General features: G+C 73.5%; 20 protein-coding genes. 14 read left to right on the forward strand and 6 right to left on the reverse strand.

The annotated features are described in order from the left end of the window. Positions 1–207, forward strand: a 207-nt coding sequence (locus F8A92_RS18665) for a hypothetical protein (protein ID WP_228389491.1), incomplete at its 5' end; no start/stop codon positions are given. A gap of 40 nt (positions 208–247) precedes the next feature. Beyond that, positions 248–655 (forward strand): PPOX class F420-dependent oxidoreductase, encoded by a 408-nt coding sequence (locus tag F8A92_RS15530; protein ID WP_153506085.1) that lies wholly within the window; start codon positions 248–250, stop codon positions 653–655. Between the two features lie 27 nt (positions 656–682). Here F8A92_RS15530 and F8A92_RS15535 read toward each other — a convergent pair whose 3' ends face one another. Next, a complete protein-coding gene (locus tag F8A92_RS15535; protein ID WP_194291537.1) occupies positions 683–2,977 on the reverse strand; it encodes a DEAD/DEAH box helicase in 2,295 nt (764 codons plus the stop codon). A gap of 129 nt (positions 2,978–3,106) precedes the next feature. Here F8A92_RS15535 and F8A92_RS15540 point away from each other — a divergent pair, with 129 nt between their 5' ends. Both F8A92_RS15540 and topA read left to right on the forward strand, forming a co-directional pair. Further along, a complete protein-coding gene (locus F8A92_RS15540) occupies positions 3,107–3,679 on the forward strand; it encodes a hypothetical protein (protein ID WP_153506087.1) in 573 nt (190 codons plus the stop codon). Between the two features lie 61 nt (positions 3,680–3,740). Continuing rightward, the gene (gene topA / locus F8A92_RS15545) at positions 3,741–6,629 is read left to right on the forward strand and encodes a type I DNA topoisomerase (protein ID WP_153506088.1); all 2,889 of its coding nucleotides are present in this window, start codon (positions 3,741–3,743) and stop codon (positions 6,627–6,629) included. A 93-nt stretch (positions 6,630–6,722) separates the two neighbouring features. Here topA and F8A92_RS15550 read toward each other — a convergent pair whose 3' ends face one another. Then, a complete protein-coding gene (locus F8A92_RS15550) occupies positions 6,723–7,637 on the reverse strand; it encodes a sulfurtransferase (protein WP_194291532.1) in 915 nt (304 codons plus the stop codon). Positions 7,638–7,710: 73 nt separating this feature from the next. On the opposite strand from F8A92_RS15550, the gene F8A92_RS15555 reads away from it, so the two are divergent. Further along, positions 7,711–8,400 (forward strand): DUF998 domain-containing protein, encoded by a 690-nt coding sequence (locus F8A92_RS15555; RefSeq protein WP_194291533.1) that lies wholly within the window; start codon positions 7,711–7,713, stop codon positions 8,398–8,400. Positions 8,401–8,496: 96 nt separating this feature from the next. After that, complete coding sequence (locus F8A92_RS15560) at positions 8,497–9,171, forward strand: NAD(P)-binding oxidoreductase (RefSeq protein ID WP_153506091.1); 675 nt, start codon at positions 8,497–8,499, stop codon at positions 9,169–9,171. A 10-nt stretch (positions 9,172–9,181) separates the two neighbouring features. Here the strand turns inward: F8A92_RS15560 and F8A92_RS15565 are convergent, their stop codons facing one another. Both F8A92_RS15565 and F8A92_RS15570 read right to left on the reverse strand, forming a co-directional pair. Then, positions 9,182–9,952, reverse strand: a complete 771-nt coding sequence (locus tag F8A92_RS15565; protein WP_153506092.1) for a methyltransferase domain-containing protein — start codon at positions 9,950–9,952, stop codon at positions 9,182–9,184. A 15-nt stretch (positions 9,953–9,967) separates the two neighbouring features. After that, positions 9,968–10,825 (reverse strand): exodeoxyribonuclease III, encoded by an 858-nt coding sequence (locus tag F8A92_RS15570; protein WP_153506093.1) that lies wholly within the window; start codon positions 10,823–10,825, stop codon positions 9,968–9,970. A 92-nt stretch (positions 10,826–10,917) separates the two neighbouring features. Here F8A92_RS15570 and F8A92_RS15575 point away from each other — a divergent pair, with 92 nt between their 5' ends. From F8A92_RS15575 to F8A92_RS15610, 8 genes are all read left to right on the forward strand, one after another. Next, on the forward strand, positions 10,918–11,958 hold the full coding sequence (locus tag F8A92_RS15575) for a YeiH family protein (protein WP_153506094.1): 1,041 nt from the start codon (positions 10,918–10,920) through the stop codon (positions 11,956–11,958). Between the two features lie 91 nt (positions 11,959–12,049). Beyond that, on the forward strand, positions 12,050–12,241 hold the full coding sequence (locus F8A92_RS15580; RefSeq protein WP_153506095.1) for a hypothetical protein: 192 nt from the start codon (positions 12,050–12,052) through the stop codon (positions 12,239–12,241). Continuing rightward, positions 12,238–13,344: a hypothetical protein gene (locus F8A92_RS15585; RefSeq protein ID WP_153506096.1), complete on the forward strand. Its 1,107-nt coding sequence runs from the start codon at positions 12,238–12,240 to the stop codon at positions 13,342–13,344. The genes F8A92_RS15580 and F8A92_RS15585 overlap by 4 nt, the downstream gene beginning before the upstream one ends. Further along, positions 13,341–14,120, forward strand: coding sequence for a hypothetical protein (locus F8A92_RS15590; RefSeq protein ID WP_194291534.1), 780 nt, complete (start codon positions 13,341–13,343; stop codon positions 14,118–14,120). Before F8A92_RS15585 ends, F8A92_RS15590 begins: the two co-directional genes overlap by 4 nt. Before the next feature lie 40 nt (positions 14,121–14,160). Beyond that, positions 14,161–15,576 (forward strand): metallophosphoesterase family protein, encoded by a 1,416-nt coding sequence (locus F8A92_RS15595; protein ID WP_194291535.1) that lies wholly within the window; start codon positions 14,161–14,163, stop codon positions 15,574–15,576. A 5-nt stretch (positions 15,577–15,581) separates the two neighbouring features. Then, positions 15,582–17,591, forward strand: a complete 2,010-nt coding sequence (locus tag F8A92_RS15600; protein WP_194291536.1) for a bifunctional MFS transporter/dTMP kinase — start codon at positions 15,582–15,584, stop codon at positions 17,589–17,591. A gap of 56 nt (positions 17,592–17,647) precedes the next feature. After that, positions 17,648–18,265 carry a dTMP kinase gene (tmk, locus tag F8A92_RS15605; RefSeq protein ID WP_194291538.1) on the forward strand — a complete coding sequence of 206 codons (618 nt, stop codon included), beginning with the start codon at positions 17,648–17,650 and terminating at the stop codon, positions 18,263–18,265. Further along, positions 18,262–19,470 (forward strand): DNA polymerase III subunit delta', encoded by a 1,209-nt coding sequence (locus F8A92_RS15610; RefSeq protein ID WP_228389492.1) that lies wholly within the window; start codon positions 18,262–18,264, stop codon positions 19,468–19,470. The genes tmk and F8A92_RS15610 overlap by 4 nt, the downstream gene beginning before the upstream one ends. Before the next feature lie 315 nt (positions 19,471–19,785). Here the strand turns inward: F8A92_RS15610 and F8A92_RS15615 are convergent, their stop codons facing one another. Further along, positions 19,786–20,073, reverse strand: coding sequence for a DUF6457 domain-containing protein (locus tag F8A92_RS15615; RefSeq protein ID WP_153506100.1), 288 nt, complete (start codon positions 20,071–20,073; stop codon positions 19,786–19,788). Then, the coding region (mobA, locus tag F8A92_RS18670; protein WP_228389493.1) for a molybdenum cofactor guanylyltransferase at positions 20,070–20,459 on the reverse strand (390 nt) is incomplete at its 5' end. The genes mobA and F8A92_RS15615, both read right to left, overlap by 4 nt.

Consider the following 20,459-nt stretch of genomic DNA (forward strand, 5'->3'; position numbering starts at 1 on the left):
GAGCTGGTGGCCGGCACCGGTGATCCGTGCGCGGCGGCAGCCCGGATCGCCGCGCGCAACCGCGCCGCGCTCGCCGGCTGCGTCGTCGACGGCGAGACCGTCGTCGTCACCACGGCGGTCTCCGTCGACCTCGGCAGCCTCGGTGTCGCCACGGCCACCGGGCGCGCCCGCGCCGGGCCCGTCCCCGAGCCGGGAGCGGCCGGCTGAGCGGCCGCCGGACGGCGGGTGCTCGGGTAGCCTTCGCAGCATGAGTGACCCGTGGGTCGAGTGCGCGCGAGCGCGCTACGTCAGCCTGGAGACCTACCGCAAGGACGGCAGCGCGGCCCGCACCCCAGTGTGGATCGCCGAGGACGAGGAGTCCGCCGACCACCGGCTGGTCGTGTGGACGGTCACCGACTCGTGGAAGGTCAAGCGGGTCCGGCGCAACCCGGCCGTTCGGCTGGCGCCGTGCACGGCACGCGGGCGGATCACCGGGGCGTGGGTCGACGGGTCGGCGGCGATCATGACGACCGACCAGTCGGCGATCGCGCAGCGCTGGCTGCACCGCAAGTACGGCATCGTGGCCCGCCTCGGCACCCTCGGGAGCCGCCTCCGCCGCGGCCGCGCAGGCTCCGTCGTCCTGGCCCTCACCCAGCGCGACCCGGCCACCGGCTAGCGGCAGGTGCGCTCGGGCCACGCGGCCTCAGCGCGCCGCGCCGTCGGCCGCGCAGGAGCCGGCGTCCTGCGCCAGCGCCGCGGTCACCCGCCGCAGTAGCGCGATCGCCCCGCCCTTGTGCAGCGGCTCGTTGCCGTTGCCGCACTTCGGTGACTGCACGCAGCTCGGGCACCCGTCGGCGCACTCGCAGGCGATGATCGCCTCGAGCGTCGCCTCGAGCCACTCGCGGATCCGCTCGAACCCCTGCTCGGCGAACCCGGCACCGCCCGGGTGCCCGTCGTAGACGAACACGCTCGGGCGCAACGTGTCCGGATGCATCGCCGTCGACACGCCACCGATGTCCCACCGATCGCAGGTGGCGATCAGCGGCAGCATCCCGATCGAGGCGTGCTCTGCGGCGTGCAGCGCGCCGGGCAGCAGCGCCGCGACCTCGTCGACCGGGCCCAACGAGTCGACGAGCCGCGAGGACAGCGTCCACAGCACCGCGGTCGTGCGGAGCTGCCGGGCCGGCAGGTCGAGCGCCGTCTGGTCGATCACCTCGTTGGTGGCGGTACGGCGCCGCTGGAAGGACAGCACCTGGCTGGTCACCTCGACGTCCGCGAGGTGGCACTCGATCTCGCCGGCCGTCACCGAGCGGTGCACCTGCAGCACCCGGATGTCCGAGCTCTCCTGCGCGAACGTCGAGTACGGCGGGTTCTCGGTGTGCAGCAGGGCGACCTTCTCGGCCAGGTCGAGCTCGTCGACGACCCAGGTCTCGCCGCGGTGCAGGTACACCGCACCGGGATGCACGGTGCCGTCGGCGGCGCCGCTGTCGACGGTGCCGATCATCGCGCCGGTGTCGCTCTCGATCAGCGCGACGGTGGCGCCCGCGCCGCGCAGGTCGACGCCCGGACGGCCGAGCGCGCTGTAGTACCAGCCGCCCGGACGGCGGCGCAGCACCCGGTCGGCGGTGAGCTCGCCGAGCACGTCGCGGGCCACCTCGCCGCCGAACAGCGCGTCGGTCTCCGCGACCGTGATCGGCAGCTCGTACGCCGCGCACGCCAGCTGCGGGCGCAGCACGTATGGGTTGTGCGGGTTGATCACCGTCGCCTCGACGGCGCGCTCGAACAGCGCCTCGGGATGGTGCGCGAGGTAGGTGTCCAGCGGGTCGTCGCGGGCGACGAACACCGCGAGCGCGTCGTTGCGGCGCCGCCCGGCGCGCCCGACCTGCTGCCACACCGACGCCAGGGTGCCGGGGAACCCGGCGACGATCACCGCGTCGAGGCCGGCCACGTCGATGCCCAGCTCCAGCGCGGTCGTCGCGGCGGCCCCCATCAGCTCGCCGGTGGACAGCGCCCGCTCGAGCGCGCGGCGCTCGCTGGGCAGGTAGCCCGCCCGGTAGGCGGCGATCCGGTCGGCGAGCTCGCCCGCACCGGCGTCCTGCAGGTGCCCGCGCGCGGTCAGCGTCACGACCTCCGCCGCCCGCCGCGACCGGACGAAGACCAGCGTGCGGCGCCCGGCGATCACCAGGTCGGCCAGCAACCGGGCCGCCTCGGCGGTCGCCGTCCGGCGCACCGGCGCGCCCTGCTCGCCGACCAGATCGGTCAGCGGCGGCTCCCACAACGCGAAGGTGCGCGCCCCGCGCGGCGCGTCGCTGTCGGTGACGGCCGCGCACTGGACCCCGGTGAGCGCGCTCGCCGACTCGGCCGGGTTGCGGGCGGTCGCCGACGCCAGGACGAACGTCGGCTCGGCGCCGTACTTCGCGCAGATCCGCCGCAGCCGCCGGATCACGTGCGCGACGTGCGAGCCGAACAGCCCGCGGTAGATGTGGCACTCGTCGATGACGACGTACCGCAGCCGCCGGAACAGCATGTGCCAGCGGGCGTGCTGCGGGAGGATGCCGCGGCTGAGCATGTCCGGGTTGGTGAAGATCCACCGGGAGTGCTCGCGCGCCCAGTCGCGGTCGTCCGGGGCGGTGTCCCCGTCGTACGCCGCGGGGCGGACGCCGGCGGAGCCGCCCGGCTCGACGCCGAGCTCGCGCACCGCCCGCAGCTGGTCGTGCCCGAGCGCCTTCGTCGGCGAGACGTACAGCGCCTTCGCGCGGGGATCCTGCAGCAGCCGCGACAGCACGGGCAGCTGGTAGCCGAGCGACTTGCCGGTCGCGGTGCCGGTCGCGATCACCACCGAGCGGCCCTCCCACGCGTGCTCGCCCGCGGCCACCTGGTGCAGCCACGGATGCTCGATGCCCCGCTCGGCGTACGCCGACCGCAGCTCGTGCGGCACCCACAGCGGCCACTCCTGCGCGCTGCCGGCATGCGCCGGCAGGTGCTCGACATGCGTCACGGGACTCTCCGCCGCGGTCGTCACCGACGCGAGAAAGCTGTCGGTCCAGTCCACCCTGCGCACCGCTCCAGCCTGCCATGGGCGCCCGACACGCGGAGGGCTGTCACCGGCCGCCACTAGGCTTGGGGAGTGACCGACCAGCTGCTGCTCTTCGACTCCGACGGCGCCGAGCGCGCCGTCGACGACGTCGACGGCCTCCTGCTGGGCACCGGCCACGTCGTACGCCGCGACGGCGGCGCCCGGGTGTCCATCCTCGTCGACGAGGTGTGGCGGGCCGAGGCGCTGTGCGCCGAGCTGCGGCTGAGGGACCTGGACGCTGCGTTCGAGGTCAGCCGCGACGACAGCGACGCCCTGGTGGTCGGCACCCGGCCCACCGAGCGGCTGCTCCCGCTGGCCGACCGCTGGCAGCCGGGCCGCCGCCGCACCGCGCCGCCACGGCTCACCAGCGGCGGCCTGCGGCTGTGGGTGATCAGCGGCGGACGCCGGGTCGAGGACGGCTATCTGCTGCCGGTCTCCGCCACCGACGACTCGCGCTGGGCCCGCTCCGGCTCCGCGCTGGCCGGCATCGGGCTGACCGCCACCCTGGTCGGTCCCCGCGGCGGCGGTCCGGCCTACCGCATCACCTCGGTGCGCAGGTTGCGGCGGCTCTCGGCACTCGTCGGCGCGCGGCCGGACGGGGCCCCGGACTACCTGTGGCCGTGACCAGCGGCTCGTTGCGTAGTGTGTCCGGACGGGGCACCCTATAGCCCAGCGACACCTATATATGCACAGAAGCGGGGAGATCCCTATTTCCAGCACATCCACCGCCGGCACCGACCTCGACGAATCCGAGGCGCAGGCGGACAACACGACAGCGAGGCGCGGCAGGGGGCGGGCCCTGGTCATCGTCGAGTCGCCCAAGAAGGCGCAGATGATCGCCGGCTACCTCGGCAGCGACTACGACGTCGAGGCGAGCTTCGGCCACGTGCGTGACCTGCCCAGCAAGCGCAACCCGATCCCCGAGAAGCTCAAGGGCGAGCCGTGGGCCCGGCTGGGCGTCGACACCGACAACGACTTCACGCCGATCTACGTGGTCGGGCCGGACAAGAAGGCCCAGATCACCAAGCTGAAGAACCTGCTCAAGAACGCCGACGCCCTCTACCTGGCCACCGACGAGGACCGCGAGGGCGAGGCCATCGCCTGGCACCTGCGCGAGCTGCTCAAGCCCAAGGTGCCCGTGCACCGCATGGTGTTCCACGAGATCACCCCGCAGGCCATCCGCGAGGCCATCGCCAACACCCGCGAGCTGAACATCGACCTGGTCGAGGCGCAGGAGACCCGCCGCATCCTCGACCGGCTGTACGGCTACGAGGTCTCGCCGGTGCTGTGGCGCAAGGTCGGCCAGGGCCTGTCCGCCGGGCGCGTGCAGTCGGTCGCGACCCGCATCATCGTCGAGCGCGAGCGGCTGCGGATGAAGTTCAAGGCCGCCGACTACTGGTCGGTCACCGGGCAGTTCGCCACCGGGCTCACCCCGGCGGACCCGACCGAGCCGACGTCCTTCAAGGCCACCCTGCTGTCGCTGGACGACACCCGCATCGCCGTCGGCCGCGACTTCGATCCCGACACCGGGCGCGCCAAGGGCGCCGTCGTCCACCTCGACGAGGCCGGCGCCCGCGGGCTGGTGGCGCGGCTGGAGGGTGCGGACTTCAAAGTCACCCGGGTCGACGAGAAGCCCTACCGTCGCCGTCCGGCCGCGCCGTTCATGACCTCGACGCTGCAGCAGGAGGCCGGGCGCAAGCTGCGCTGGAGCTCCCAGCAGACCATGCGCACCGCGCAGCGGCTGTACGAGAACGGCTACATCACTTACATGCGTACCGACTCCACGACGCTCTCGGAGACGGCCCTCAAGGCCGCGCGGGACCAGGCGCGCGAGCTGTACGGCGACCAGTTCGTGCCCGCTGAGCCGCGCCGCTACCAGCGCAAGGTGAAGAACGCGCAGGAGGCGCACGAGGCGATCCGGCCCGCCGGCGACGAGTTCCGCACCCCCGGGCAGGTCGCTCGCGCGCTGTCCTCCGACGAGTTCCGGCTGTACGAGCTGATCTGGATGCGCACCATCGCCTCGCAGATGGCCGACGCGGTCGGGCAAACCGTGTCGATCCGGCTCGTCGGTGACAGCTCGACCGGTGAGAAGGCGGAGTTCGCGGCCAGCGGCACCACGATCACCTTCCCCGGCTTCCTGCGCGCGTACGTGGAGGGCAGCGACGATGAGAAGCCGGGCGACGACGAGGAGCGGCGGATGCCGCGCGTCGAGCGCGGCCAGCAGGTGCACGGCGACGAGTTCGACGCGAAGGGGCACACCACCACGCCGCCGTCGCGGTACACCGAGCCGTCGCTGGTGCAGGCCCTCGAGGAGCTGGGCATCGGCCGGCCCGCGACGTACGCCTCGATCATCCAGACGATCCAGGACCGCGGATACGTGTGGAAGAAGGGCCCGGCCCTGGTCCCGTCGTTCACCGCGTTCGCCGTCGTGGGGCTGCTGGAGAAGCACTTCAGCCGGCTGGTCGACTACCAGTTCACCGCGGAGGTCGAGGAGGACCTGGACCGGATCGCCGAGGGCGCCCGCAGCCGCGTCGACTGGCTCACCCGGTTCTACTTCGGCGGCGCGGGCGGCAACACCGGCGGCATCGGCGAGATCGGCGGCCTCAAGAAGCTCGTCGCGGACAACCTCGGCGAGATCGACGCCCGCGGCATCAACTCGATCCCGGTCGCGGACGACGTCGTCGTCCGGGTGGGCCGCTACGGCCCGTACCTGCAGCGCGGGGGCCCGGAGTCGGAGGAGCGCGCGTCGCTGCGCGAGGACATCGCCCCCGACGAGCTGACCCCGGAGAAGATCGAGGAGCTGCTGTCGGCGCCGTCCGGCGACCGCGAGCTCGGCACCGATCCGGAGTCCGGGTTCCCGGTGGTCGCGAAGGCCGGCCGGTACGGCCCCTACGTGTCCACGGTCCCACCCGAGGACTCCAAGGTTCCGGCCCGGACGGCGTCGCTGTTCAAGTCGATGTCGCTCGACGCGCTGACGCTGCAGGACGCGCTGCAGCTGCTGCAGATCCCGCGCACTCTCGGCAAGGACGACGAGGGCAACGAGATCCAGGCGCTGAACGGCCGCTACGGGCCGTACATCAAGAAGGGCAGCGACTCGCGCTCCATCGAGTCCGAGGAGCAGCTGCTCACGATCACCCTCGAGGAGGCGCTGGCGATCCTGGCGCAGCCCAAGGTCCGCGGCCGCGCCGCGGCGAAGCCGCCGCTGAAGGAGCTCGGCGACGATCCGGCGACCGGCAAGAAGATGGTCGTCAAGGACGGCCGGTTCGGCCCCTACGTCACCGACGGCGAGACCAACGCCTCGCTGCGCAAGGACGACTCCGTCGAGGACATCACCGACGAGCGGGCGGCCGAGCTGCTCGCCGACCGGCGAGCCCGCGGGCCGGCCAAGAAGGCGAAGAAGGCGACCAAGAAGGCGCCGGCCAAGAAGACCGCCGCGAAGAAGGCGCCGGCCAAGAAGGCCGCCGCGAAGAAGGCGCCGGCCAAGAAGAGCCCGGCGAAGAAGACTGCGGCGAAGAAGACTGCGGCGAAGAAGACCGCCGCGAAGAAGGCGCCGGCCGAGAAGGCGACCGACTAGGCACTCCGCCCCCGCTGTGCCCGGATGCAGCCCTCGTGCCGCATCCGGGGCACGTCGGCGAGCGGCCGGGCGCCGCGGGGGCCGTGACCTCGGTCAGCCGGTCTGCATCTCGTTCTCGGGATCGCTCGACCACTCGAGCAGCGAGTTGTCGTACACCGCCCAGTCGTCGTGCCCGATGAGGGCGAGGGCGAACGCATCCACCGTCGCGGCGATGCCGCCGCCGCAGTAGGTGATCACCCGCGCGCCGGGCGTCACGCCCTGGGCGGCGAACTGCCGGCGGATGGTCTCGAGCGGCGCGAACGACTTGCCGTCGCGCGACAGCAGCCTCGCCGTCGGCACGCTGACGCTGCCCGGGATGCGGCCGGGCCGGCCGTAGTGCGCGCCGCCGGTCCCGGCGTGCTGCTCGGCGGATAGCGCGTTCACCACGACGGTCCGGGCGTCGGCGGTCGCTGCCGCGACGTCCGTCTTCGTGGCGTACCGGGACGGGTCCGGTGCGGCGGTGTACGTCGAGGGCGAACCGCCGCGGCCGGACGCCGCCGTCTCCTCGGCGTCACGCGCGTGCGCCCCGTCGGCCGCGTCAGAGGTCGCCTCGACCGGGTAGCCGGCCGCCCGCCAGGCGTCGAGACCGCCGTCCAGCACGGAGACCCGCTCGTGGCCGAGCGCGCGCAGCACGTACCAGGCGCGGGTGGCGACCATGAGGTGAGTCGAGGTGTACAGCACGACGTGGTCGTCGCGGGTGATGCCCAGGCCGCCGAGCAACCGGCCGATCTGCTCGGCGCTCGGGAGGGTGTACGCGAACGCGCCGTCCGGGTCGGAGAGGTCGTCGACCATGTCGACGTGCCGCGCGCCGGGGATGTGCGCGGCGTCGAAGTCCGGTCGGCCGGACTCGATCCTCGACGGTCCGACCGCCTGCGGGGTCATGTGCGTGGTGCAGTCGAGCACCCGTACGGCGTCCAGGTGCTCGCGCAACCACGCCGGCGCCACCAGGATCGGGAACGTCTCTGCCATCGTCGAGGATCCACCCGTCGTCTCGGTCCACATATCGTGGAGGGCTACGCCTGCCGATACTACGAGGGATGTCATGACCGCCACCGAGCCGATGATCGCGACCGAGCGGCCCGGTTCGCTGCGGGACCGCTGGGCGGCGCTGACCGGGCTCGCGGGCGTGCTGCTCGCGGCCGGCCTGGTCGGCTGGCTCGACCTCACCACCAGCGAGGACGTCTGGCGGCACACGGTGTCGGGGTACGTGTTCACCGATCCGGTGCCCTTCACCGCCGCCGTGATCGCGCTCGTCCTCGGGTCGGCGACGGTGCTCCTCGGCCTGCTGCGCGCCGGCGTGCTGGCCGCGCGGCACCCGAGCGTCTGGCTGCTGGGCGCGTGGATCGCCGGGATGACGGCGGTGGCGGTCTTCCCGAAGCACGACTGGACGGTGGGTCCGTCGTTCAGCGGTCACGTGCACCGGGTGGCGAGCCTCGTCGCGTTCGTCGCGCTGCCGCTCGCCATCCTGCTGCTGACCCGCGCCGCCGTCGCGCGCGGCATGCGCCGCGCGGCCCACCTCGCGGCGGGGCTGGCGATCGCGTCGTACGCCTACCTCGGGTTCCTCGCGTGGACCGTCTACGACGCCGGCCGGACCGGCACCCCCTGGTGGCAGGCGGTCCCGCTCGGGCTCACCGAGCGCATCCTGCTCGCCCTCGAGGTCGCAGCCCTCGCGGTCGTCGCGGTCGGCCTGCTGCGGCGGCCGGTCACCGGAGCCCCGGAGAAGAACGGCTGAGCGGCCCGCTGCTCGCCCCGGGTGGACAGCGGCCCCGCAGGGCGACGTTCCGCGGGCAGCCGGGCAGCCGTGCGGCAGGACGGGTAGCGTCCGGGCATGGCAAAGATCGTGATCATCGGTGGACACGGCAAGATCGCGCTGCTGGCCGAGCCCATGCTCGCCGCCGCGGGGCACGAGGTGACGGCGGTGATCCGCAACCCGCGCCACGCACCGGACGTCGAGCAGGCCGGCGCGCGGCCGAAGGTGGCGGACGTCGAGAAGCTCGACGTCCTCGAGCTGCGCGACCTGATCGAGGGCCACGACGTCGTGGTGTGGTCGGCCGGCGCCGGCGGCGGGGATCCGCAGCGTACGCACGCCGTCGACGAGGCCGCAGCCGGGAGGGTGCTGACGGCCGCGGAGCAGACCGGCGCCCGGTTCGTGATGGTGTCGTACTTCGGTGCGCGGCCCGATCACGGGATCGACCCCTCGAACGGCTTCTACGCCTATGCCGAGGCGAAGGCGCGGGTCGACGCGCAGATCCGGGAGAGCGCCGCATCCTGGGTCATCCTCGCGCCGTCGACGCTCACGCTCGATCCGGAGGGCGGCATCGAGATCGACGACTCGCTGACCGCGGCGACCCCGGGCGCCCTGCGCTCCGGGTCCATCCCGCGGGCGACGGTCGCCCGGCTGATCGCGGAGGTGGTCGACCGGCCGCAGCTGACCGGTGTGACCATCCGCTGCAATGCGGGCGGTACGCCGGTGGCCGAGGCTCTGGAGCGGATCGCGACCTAGCGAGCGCTCCTCACGACGGCCGGTGCCCGACCGCGAAGATCCGGCGGAACGGGAACACCGTCCCGCCCGCCCCCGGTGGGTACGCCGCCCGCAGCCGCGGCCGCAGCTCCTCGAGCAGCTCGCGGCCGGCATCGGCGTCGAGCGCGTCGAGCACCGGCCGCAGCGCCGTGCCCTTGACCCATTCCAGCACCGGGTCCGTGCCGTGCAGCACCTGGTTGTACGTCGTCTCCCAGGTGTCGACCACCAGCCCCGCCCCGGCCAGGACGTCGCCGTACCCGGCCGCGTCCAGGACCGGGTCGACCCGCAGCCGCAGGCCCCCGGTGCGCTGCTGCCAGCGCGGCTCGGCGACGAGCTCGCGGATGGTGACGTGCGACGGCGCGGCGTAGTTGCCCGGGACCTGCACGGCGAGCCAGCCGTCCGCGGGTAGCCGTCCGGCGATCGTGCGGAGCATCTCGACGTTGGCGTCGACCCACTGGTAGGCGGCGTTCGACACGACGACGTCGGCCTCGACCGGCGGCAGGAACTCGGCCAGGTCGCCCTTTTGGAAGGACACCCGCCCGCGGGCGTGGCGTGCCGCGCGCTCGAGCATCGCCGGGTCGTTGTCGACACCGACGACCCGCGCGGACGGCCACCGCTCGGCCAGGACCGCGGTCAGGTCGCCCGGCCCGCACCCGAGGTCGTACGCCAGCCGCGGGGCCGCGGCGTCGATCCGGGCGATGAGCTCGAAGAACGGCCGTGCGCGGTGATCGGCGTACTTGGCGTACTGCGTCGGGTCCCACATGCGCGCTCCTCGGGGTCAGTGGAAGGTCGCGGTCAGCGGCGCGTGGTCGCTCCAGCGCTCGGCGTACGTCGCCGCCCTGCCGACCTCGGCCGCGACGCAGCGGGCCGCCAGGCGAGGCGTCGCCATCTGGTAGTCGATCCGCCAACCCGCGTCGTTGTCGAACGCCTTGCCGCGCCACGACCACCAGGTGTACGGGCCGGGCCCGTCGCCGCCGTGCCGGCGTCCGAGATCGATCCAGTCGCCGTCGTGGCGGATCGCGGACGGCACGTCGGCCGCCACGTCGAACCCGTGACCGAACCACCGGTCGAAGTACGCGCGCTCCTCGGGCAGGAACCCGGACTTCTTGAGGTTGCCCTTCCAGTTCTTGATGTCCAGCTCGCGATGCGCGACGTTGAGGTCGCCGGTCACCAGCGCCTCGCCCTCGTCGGCGGCGGACCGCTTGGCGAGCTCCTCGAAGCGGTTGTGCATCGCGTCCAGGAAGCGCAGCTTCACGACCTGCCGCTCGGATCCGGCCTCGCCGGTGTGCACGTACGCCGACACCACCGTCAGGACGCCGTGCTCGTCGGAGGGCAGGTCGATCTCGATCCAGCGCCCGTCGTCGAGGAAGTCGCCGAGGCCGGTGCGTACCTCCAGCGGTGCGACCGACGACAGGATCGCCACGCCCGCGCGCCCCGCGAGGTGGGACGGGGCATGGGCTCGGTGCCACGACTCGAACGCCGTCCCGGCCACCGTCTCGGCCAGGTGCGCGTCGCTGCCGCGGACCTCCTGCAAGGTGATCACCGACGGGGCCGTCGCCTCGAGCCACGCGATCGCGCCGCGTCGCGCGGCGGCGCGGATGCCGTTGACGTTCGCGGAGGTGACGGAGAGCGGCACGCTGCGCCTTTCGCGGAGGACGGAATCGGGCAGCAACCAGCGTAGGGCGGCCGGTGCCCGGGCCGCCGGGCGGGCGGAGTAGAACTGATCCGATGACCTCCAGGACCGAACGACTCGCCGCGAGCACCGTCGCGCGCGCCTCGGCGGGCCGGTTGCGGGACCTCGCTCCGGGACTGCTGCTCGCGGCCGCGGGCGCTGCCGGCGGCTACCTGCTGCACCACTGGGTGCCGGGGGTCCAGCCGGGGACGGTCGCCGTCGCGCTCGGCGCGCTGCTGGCCAACCTGAACCTGGTGCCCGACGTCGCCGCCAGAGGGCTCGTCTTCGCGAGCAAGAAGCTGCTGCGGCTCGCCGTCGTGCTGCTCGGGTTCGCGCTGTCGCTCACGCAGGTGGCGCACCTCGGCGGCCCGGCACTGGCCGTCGTCCTGGTCACCGTGGCGGCCGCGTTCTTCGGCACCCTGCTGCTCGGACGCCTGCTGAAGGTCGCCTCGGCGACCAGCCTGCTGGTCGCGACCGGGTTCTCCATCTGCGGCGCGTCGGCGATCGCCGCGATGGAGCCGCTGGCGAAGGGCAAGAAGGACGACACGGCCGTGTCGGTGGCGCTGGTGACGCTGTGCGGGACGCTCGCCATCGTCGTCCTGCCGCTGCTGCGCCACCCGCTCGGCCTCGACGCGCCGGTCGTGTTCGGGCAGTGGGTCGGGGCGTCGGTGCACGACGTCGGGCAGACCGTCGCGACCGCCAACACGGTGCCCGGCAGCCTGCAGTCGGCGGTCATCGTCAAGCTCACCCGCGTCATCCTGCTGGCGCCGCTGGTGCTCGGCGTGGGGCTGTACCTGCACCGTCGACGCCACGACGTCGGCGTGAGCACCGCGAAGCGGCCGCCGCTGGTCCCGCTGTTCGTGGCCGGGTTCATCGCCGCGATCGCGCTCAACTCGGCGTTCTCACTGCCGACGGGCTTCCTCGACGTGGCCCACCGGGCGCAGGAGATCCTGCTCGCGGTGGCGCTGTTCGCGCTCGGCACCGGCATCCACTGGCGGGTGATGCGCCGCGCCGGCGGCCGTCCGCTGCTGCTCGGCGCGCTCGCGTGGCTGCTGGTCGCGGCGGTGTCGTACGCCGGCGTCCGGCTCATCACCTGACCGCATTACTGCGGATTGACCGTTCCGTGTGACCCCGACCACACTTCGAGGCAGGAGGCGCGGGCAGGCGCCCCGGGGAGGGCGAGGGGTCATGGGCGAAAAAGGAATGGACGACGGCTCGGCGGTCGTGACGCGGGGGCTCAGCAGCGCGATGCGGCGCGACGACTCCGTCGGCACGAGCGTGGCCTCCGCGGTGGGTGAGAAGGCCACCGACGCGCTGCACCGCGCGCACGAGCGCGCCGCCGACGCGGCCGCCGACCGCATCGTCGAACGCGGGCCGTGAACCTCCGTTCCCGGTGGGTCGGGGTGGAACAGGAGTTCCGCCTCGTCGACCGGATGGGAACCGTGGACGCGCGAGAGCTGTGGCCGCGACTGCCCCTCGACGGGCGCCGCCTCGATCCCGGCGACCCGAACGCGGTGCGCTGCCGGTGGGGCGGCGTGCTGACCACCGACGGCGCGGAGGCGGAGCTCGCCACGCCGCCCGTCACGATCTCGCCCCAGGGGATCGCGCGGACGGTCGGGCTGGCACAGTCCGGGCGCACGGCGCTCGAGACCGCACTGCCGAACGGCACCCGCGCCGAGGGCTACTCCACCCACCTCAACATCGAGGTCGACGATCGCCGCGTCATCGCCGTCGCGCGGCGCGTCGCCAGGACCGTGGCGCCGGTCGTCATGCTGTTGCTCGACGGCGCCGCCTCGCCCGGTCTCCTGGTGCGGCCGCGGTACCGCCGGCTGGAGCTCGGCGGCGAGTACCAGACCGGCCCGCGGCTGGGCGGCACCCTCGCGCTCGCGACGGCCGCCGCCCTCGCCATCGAGGGCTCGGGACGGCGCCGTCTCCGGTCGATGCCCGAGCTCGACGTCCGGCTGCAGTCCAGCCCGCAACGCTTCGGCTGGTACGTCGATCGGCGGGCGTTCGGTGGGGACCTGTACGCCACGGGCCGTTCGACGCGGCTGACCCGCGTGTCCGGCGGGACACTCAGCGCCCAGGAGCTGCTCGAGAACACGTGGGGCGCTCTGCGCGCGACGGCGTCCGGGCTCGCCCCGCCCCCTACCATCGCGCTGCTCGACGCGGTGGTCGGCGGCGAGCTGCCGCTGCCGATCGAGCTGTCCGGTCGCCCCGACCCGTGCGACGCCGGTCCGTCATGCGTCCCGGAGAGCCGCGTCGCCGACGTCCTCACGACCCGCCGCAGGGGGCCGGTGTCCCTCACCCCGGTCGCGGCCACCTGGCACTCGGTCGCCTGGCGGGCGGAGTACCGGGGCCGGTCACGGTGGGTGATCGTTCCGGCGAAGCGGGTGCCGCAGTTCGCCGACGCGCTCGACGCCGGACGATTGGATCGGTGGCTCGTCGGGCGGTTCCGGCCGGTGCCGTCCTGGACCGGGCGATGACCAGCGGGCGGCGGTTCGGGGCGCGGACGCTGCACCGCCAACCCGTCGCGACCACCCTGCTGGCACCCGAGCGCGACGTGACGAGCGGCAGCTACGTCCCCGGGCTGCGTCACGACGACAAGCGGCACCACGATGACGACGGCACCCGGCACGGTGCGGACCGCGGGCCACGTCCGCCCAGGTCCGGGCGGCGCACCCGCGGCCTGTTGTCGGCCGGTCGACCGGGCACACCCGTGCTCGTCGCAGTGGCGGCGGCGGTCGTGATCACCGCCGGCGTCGTCGTCTGGGCAACGCGCGATCCGGCAGGCCCGCGCGCCGGGGCCGCTGCCGTGACCCCGTCCGCCGGCCCGGTGAGCGACACCTCCGCCTCGGCCGGCGCAGCGCCCGTCACGGGCAGCTACTCGTGGACGATGGTGGTCACCGACGGCAACGCCAACTTCCCGGTCGGGACGTCGACGTCCAGCACCGTGTCCTTCCAGGCCACCTGTGCCGACCCCGGCTGCCCGATCAGCTCGCCGGAGTACAACGGTGCGACCTTCACCTTCGCCGACGGCGTGTACCGCGCGGCGTTCACCCTCCAGGAGCCGTGTCCCGGAACGGCCGGCGTCCAGGTGCCCGACGACGTCACGGTGGAGATCGCCCCCGCCGGCGGCTCGGGCGGCGGGCCGCCCGAGCGCCTGACCGGCACGCAGACGACGATCTCCCACAGCGAGAGCTGTCCGACGACGATCAGCGACCCGGTCACCTGGTCCATCGATGCGGTGCGCACCGGGTGAGGCCGCCGGGCACTGCCGCGTTGCTCGCTACGATTGCCGCATGCCACGCACCCCGCAGCAGCCGTCCGCCGTGCGGAGGGCGTTGCGTCTCGGCGTCGCCCTGCTGGGTGCCGATCTGGGGCTGCGGCTCGGCAGCCGCACCCGGGTAGCGGTCGGGCCGGTCGTCGCCGAGGCGCGCGTCACGCCCGCGCCCCAGGGCGGCGTCGACGTCCACGTGCCGCCGGTGGGCGACGCGCGGCTGGCGACCCACCGCGGCCTGCTGCACGTGGACGCGACGGTCACCGGCGTCGACGAGCAGCGCGCCCGCACGCTGCTCACCGGCGGCGGCAAGCTCGACCTCGACGTCCGGCGCGAGCTCCGGACGGTCCTGGTCGCGCTCGGCACCCGGGCCGCGGCCGGAGCGGTCGCCGGCGCGGCAGCGGCCGCCGGCCTCACCGAACGCAGCGTCAAGCAAGCGCTCATCGGGGGCGCCACCGGCGGCGCCGCGCTGGCCGCGAACGCGGCGATCGCCTACGGGACCCTCCGGACGGACGCCTGGAAGACGCCCGCGCTGTCCGGCCTGCTGTCACGAGCCCCCGCGGTGATCGGCGACGTGCGGCGCATCCCGGAGCGGCTCGACCGGTACCGCACGCAGCTCGGCGAGATCACCGCGTCGGTCACCGGGATCTACCGCGGGCTCACGTCGCTGCCGTCGGGGCCGCCGTCCGACGCGATCAAGATCGTCTGGCTCTCGGACGTGCACAACAACCCGCTGGCGTTCAGCGTCGCCCGCAGCCTGGTCGAGCAGTACGGCGCGGCGCTCGTGGTCGACACCGGCGACATCGCCGACTGGGGGACGGCGCAGGAGGCCCGCACGTTCGCCGAGATCGCGCAGCTCCCGGTGCCGTACCTGTTCGTCAAGGGCAACCACGACGGACCGCCGACCCTCGACGAGCTCGCCAAGCTCGACAACGTCGTGATCCTGGACGGCGGCGAGCCGATCGAGCAGGCCGGCGTGCGCATCGTCGGGGACGCCGATCCGCGGTTCACGCCCGACAAGTCGACGGGCGACGACGCGTTCCCGAAGTCGCGGCTCGCGGAGATCGGCGCCGCGCTCGCCGCGAAGATCGCCCCGGCCCACGCCGACCTCGCCCTCGTGCACGATCCGGTGGTCGCAGCGCAGCTGGGCGGTGCGGTGCCGCTGGTGCTGTGCGGGCACACCCACAAGCGCAACGACCGCCTAGTCGACGGGACGCTGGTGCTGACCCAGGGCTCCAGCGGCGGTGTCGGGCTGCGCGGCGTCCGCAACGATCCGCCGGAGCCGCTGACCATCTCGGTGCTGCACGTCGATGCCGGGACGAAGCGGCTGCACACCGTCGACGAGCTCACCCTCGGCGGCCTCGGGCTGACCGAGGTGGCCCTGGTCCGGCGGCCGGCGAGCGACCTCGGGGCGGCGCGCGCCGCGCGGGCGAAGTAATGCCGATGAGCGCTGCCTCGGGCCGCCGCGCGGACCGCGCGGAGCAGTCCCGCAACGCGATCCTGCGCAACCGCTCGTTCCGTCGGATGTGGGCCGCGATCGGCGTGTCCAGCTTCGGCGACTGGCTGGGGCTGCTGGCCATGATGGGCCTGGCCCAGCAGCTGACCAAGTCCGGACCGATCTCCGGCCAGGCGGCGGCGATCTCCGGCGTGCTCATCGTGCGGCTGCTGCCGGACCTGATCCTCGCGCCGATCGCCGGGTCGATCGCGGACAAGTTCGACCGTCGCAAGACGGTGATCATCGGCGAGATCGTCGCCGCGCTGCTCTACGTGATGATCGCGCTGACCTTCGACATCCGGACCATGTACGTCGGGCAGTTCACGATCGAGGCGATCGGCCTGATCACCATGGCGTCGAAGAACACGCTGTGGATGTCGACGGTGAAGCGCGAGAAGATCGGCGCCGGCCAGCAGCTGCTGATGTTCACCATCTACGGCAGCTTCCCGCTCGCCTCCGGCCTGTACGCGATCCTGTCGTGGTTCCACTCGTTCTTCGTGAAGGCCGCAGACGCGCCGCAGCTCGCGGAGCAGAAGTTCGTCGTCCTCGCCGCGTTGTTCGTCGACGCCGGGACGTACCTGGCGTCCGCCGCGATCGTCTGGACGTCCCGCTCGATGCTGCCGGCGCACGCCGCCGGGGAGCGGCAGCAGAAGGAGAGCATCGTCAAGCTGATCGGCGAGGGCATCGCGTTCGTCTTCTCGAACTCGACGGTGCGCGCGCTCTACATCGGCGTCCTCGGGGCGTTCGCGGCCGCCGGCATCACGGCCGGTGTCGCGCTGACGTACGTGAACTCCCTGCAGGCCGGCTTCGCCGGCTACGGCATCCTGCTCGGGACGGCGTTCACCGGTCTCGCCCTCGGCATGGTGGCCGGCCCGCGCCTGCTGCCGGCCGTCGCCCGCCGGCGGATCTTCGGCATGTCGATCGCGATCGCGGGCTGCTTCCTGATGGGCATGGGCCTGTCCCGCGACTTCGTGCTCGGCGTCGGGCTCGGCTTCGGTGTCGGCTTCTTCGCGGGCATGGCGTGGATCCTCGGCTACACGATGATCGGCCAGGAGGTCGACGAGCACATCCGGGGCCGTACCTTCTCGTTCGTGGTGTCGTCGGCACGCATCATGCTGATGGTCACGCTGGCCATCGGGCCGGTGCTCTCCGGCCTGCTCGGGTCGCACGAGGCCACCTTCGGCGGGGTCACGTTCGCGTTCAGCGGACCGGGCCTCACGCTGCTCATCGCCGGCCTGGTCGCGCTGCTCATCGGCGGCTACTCGGGCCGCTCCACCACCCACCGCAGGCTCGGCCTGCGCTGGCTCCTGGACCGGCTCGCGCCGCACGGCGAGGTGTTCGCCGACGCGTCCCAGCTCGGCCTGTTCATCGTGGTGGAGAGCGCGAACCGCACGCGCGCCGCCGAGCAGGCCAAGCACCTCGCCGCGCGGCTGACCGCCGACGGGCTACCGGTCGTGCTCACCGGCGAGCCGACCGACTCCGGCGTCGGGCACCGCATCGCCGAGCTGATGGACCGGGTCGCCACGGGGGCGCCGTCCGCCACCGACGTCCTGCCGTCGACCGCGGTGTTCCTCGCGGCCGCGGATCGGGCCGAGCACGTCGACAAGGTGGTGCGTCCGGCGCTCGACGCGGGCAAGGTCGTCGTGTGCAGCGGGTACGTCGACACCACGGTCGCGTTCTTCGGTTCGCACAGCGAGGTGGACAGCGAGGAGATCCTCCGGCTCTCGGAGTGGGGCAACGAGGGCCTGGCGCCCGACCTGACGATCATCCTGGACGAGCCGTACGCCGGCGACGACCCGATCGAGCTGGTCCGCGAGGCGTTCCTCGCCCGCCGCGACGCGACCGTCCGCGGCTACGCCGTCGTCCCCCCGGCCACCACGGCGGGCCTGGAGCCGGACGTGCTGCGGCACGCCAACGCGGCGGTCGTCACGCGCCGCGACCACATCCAGCCCGTCTGAGCGCCGGGTGTGCACCGCGGCCACCGGCGTCCGCCGCCAGCGGTAGGTTGGTCGGCGTGCCTGGGTACTTCATCTCCTTCGAGGGTGGCGAGGGCGTCGGCAAGTCGACGCAGATCGCCCGGCTCGCGGCGGCCCTGCGGGCCGAGGGCCGCGAGGTGGTGGTCACCTTCGAGCCCGGCGGCACCGAGCTCGGCCACGCGGTGCGCAGCATCCTGCTCACGCCCGGCAACCATGTCACGGCCCGCGCGGAGGCGCTGCTGTACGCCGCTGACCGCGCCCACCACGTCGAGACCGTGATCGAGCCGGCGCTGGCCGCGGGGAAGGTCGTGATCTGCGACCGCTACGCCGACTCGACGTTCGCCTACCAGGGCGCGGGGCGCGCGCTCGACCCGGCGGCGGTCCGCTCCGTCATGGAGTTCGCGGTCGCCGGGCGGTGGCCCGACCTCACGCTCCTGCTCGACGCCGATCCCCGCGTCGGGCTGCGGCGGGCCCGCGGCGACGGCGCCGGCGACCGGATCGAGGCCGAGGGTCTGGAGTTCCACGACGCCGTACGGCGCGGATTCCTCGATCTCGCGGCGGCCGAGCCCGAGCGGTTCGCGGTGGTCGACGCCTCGCACAGCCTCGACGAGGTGACCATGCAGGTGCTGCGCGCCGTGGGAGAGCGGCTGCTGTGAGCGACATCGCGGCGTCCCCACCGGTCTTCGGGCAGCTCGTCGGCCAGCAGCACGCGGTCGACGTCCTGACCCGTGCGGCGTCGGCGGCCGCCGACATCGTCGAGCGCACCGGGCCCGGCACCTCCATGACGCATGCGTGGCTGTTCGTGGGACCGCCCGGGTCGGGGCGCAGCACCGCCGCGCGCGCCTTCGCGCAGGCGCTGCAGTGCCCGCACGGCGGCTGCGGCACGTGCACCGCCTGCCATACCGTCAAGGTGGGCACGCACGCCGACGTCCACGTCGTCACGCCCGAGGGACTGTCGATCTCGGTGCGCGAGATGCGCGAGATCGTCCGCGTGTCGGCGTTCCAGCCGTCCGGCGGCCGGTGGCAGATCGTGATCATCGAGGACGCCGACCGGCTTACCGAGGGCGCCTCCAACGCGCTGCTGAAGGCGATCGAGGAGCCGAGCCCGCACACGGTGTTCCTGCTGTGCGCGCCCACCACGCACCCCGACGACGTGTCGGTGACCGTGCGCTCGCGGTGCCGGGTGGTGTCGCTGCGCACCCCGCCGGTGGACGCCGTCGCCCAGGTGCTGCGCTCGCGCGACGGCATCGACGCGGAGATGGCGCTCTGGGCGGCCCGCGCCGCGCAGGGCCACATCGGGCGAGCGAAACGGCTCGCCACCGACGAGGTCGCGCGCAGCCGCCGGCAGACCGTGCTGTCGCTGCCGTTGCGGCTGACCTCGATGGCCGGCTGCCTGCAGGCCGCCGAGCAGCTCGTGGAGTCGGCCGAGGCCGAGGCCAAGGCGATCAGCGAGTCGCTCGACGAGCCGGAGCGTGAGGCGCTGAGCCAGTCGCTCGGCGCCGGCGGCACCGGCAAGGGCGCTGGTACCGCCGGACGTGGCATGGCCGGACAGCTCAAGGAGCTGGAGCGCCGGCAGAAGACCCGCGCCACCCGCGTGCAACGCGACGCGCTCGATCGGGCACTGGTCGACCTCACCGGATTCTACCGCGACGTGCTGCTGATCCAGGTGGGCTCGCAGGTGGAGCTGTCGCACGCCGACCATCGCGAGCAGGCCTCCGAGGTGGCGGAGCTGGTCAGCCAGGACTGGATCCTGCGCGCCCTCGACGCGATCGTCGCGACCCGCCAGACTCTCGAGGAGAACGTCAAGCCGCGGGTCGCGCTCGCCGCGTTGATGACGTCCCTGCGCCTCCCCGCCCGCTGACCCGCTCGACCTGCTCCGCCGAGCGGCCGGCGATCCGAGCGGCCCCCACGGTCGTCGAGCGAGCGGAGCCGCAAGGCGGAGCGACGTCGAGACGCCGCACGTCGCGGGTACGCCGTGACGAGCCGGAAGCCTCGCGTGCAGGACGGACGTCTCGACGTCGGGCTCGTTCCTCGCCCTCGCTCGACGACCGTGGTTCGTCCGTCACGCCGCCCGCGCGCACTCACCTCGCTGAGGGCACCTCACGGTCGTCGAGCGAGCGGAGCCGATAGGCGGAGCGACGTCGAGACGTCGCACGCCGCGCGGACCGCGTGATCGCTAGGTGTCCTTGCCGCCCTTGGGAACGACGGTGAGCAGCCGGTCCATGAGCACCGAGCGCTGCTGCGCGGTCGCCTCGCCGGCCGCGGCGGCCATGCCGACCGCGACCCCGAGGATGTAGGAGCTCACCGGCGCGAGCGGCCGGTCGAGGTTGTGGGCCACTCGTTTGGTCAGCCCGTGGATCGCCTTGATGTCCACGGTCTGCGAGTCGATGCCGACCGCCTCGCAGGCACGCGCGACCCACTCGTGCCACCGGATCTCGCCTTCGTCCAGATCGCTCACAGTCATGTCTCCAGTCTGGCAGTCCAGGCGGCGTGGTCGTCCCACGTGTCCAGATCGGCCGAGACGTCGCCGGAGCCGGCGACGCTCACGAGGGTGAGCCCGGCGAGCAGCCTGCGCATCGACATGCCGGCCGGGTCGGCGTGGCGGCGTACCGCCGCGGCCAGCCGGTCGGCGCGGTAGATCCCGAACAGCCACTGCTGACGCCCTTCGTCGTCGACCAGCAGGTATCCGTCGACACTGCCTGCGTCCGCGCCCGGCCCGTCGCCGCAATCGTCCGCGCCGCCGGCGCCGGGGTCACCGGCGACCGCTTCCCGGAGCCGGCGCACGCCGGCCTCGGCCAGCGGCAGGTCGCACGACAGCAGCACGACCCACGGTGACGCCGCGCCGTCCTG

It is taken from the genome of Cumulibacter manganitolerans, assembly GCF_009602465.1.
GTDB lineage: Bacteria > Actinomycetota > Actinomycetes > Mycobacteriales > Antricoccaceae > Cumulibacter > Cumulibacter manganitolerans.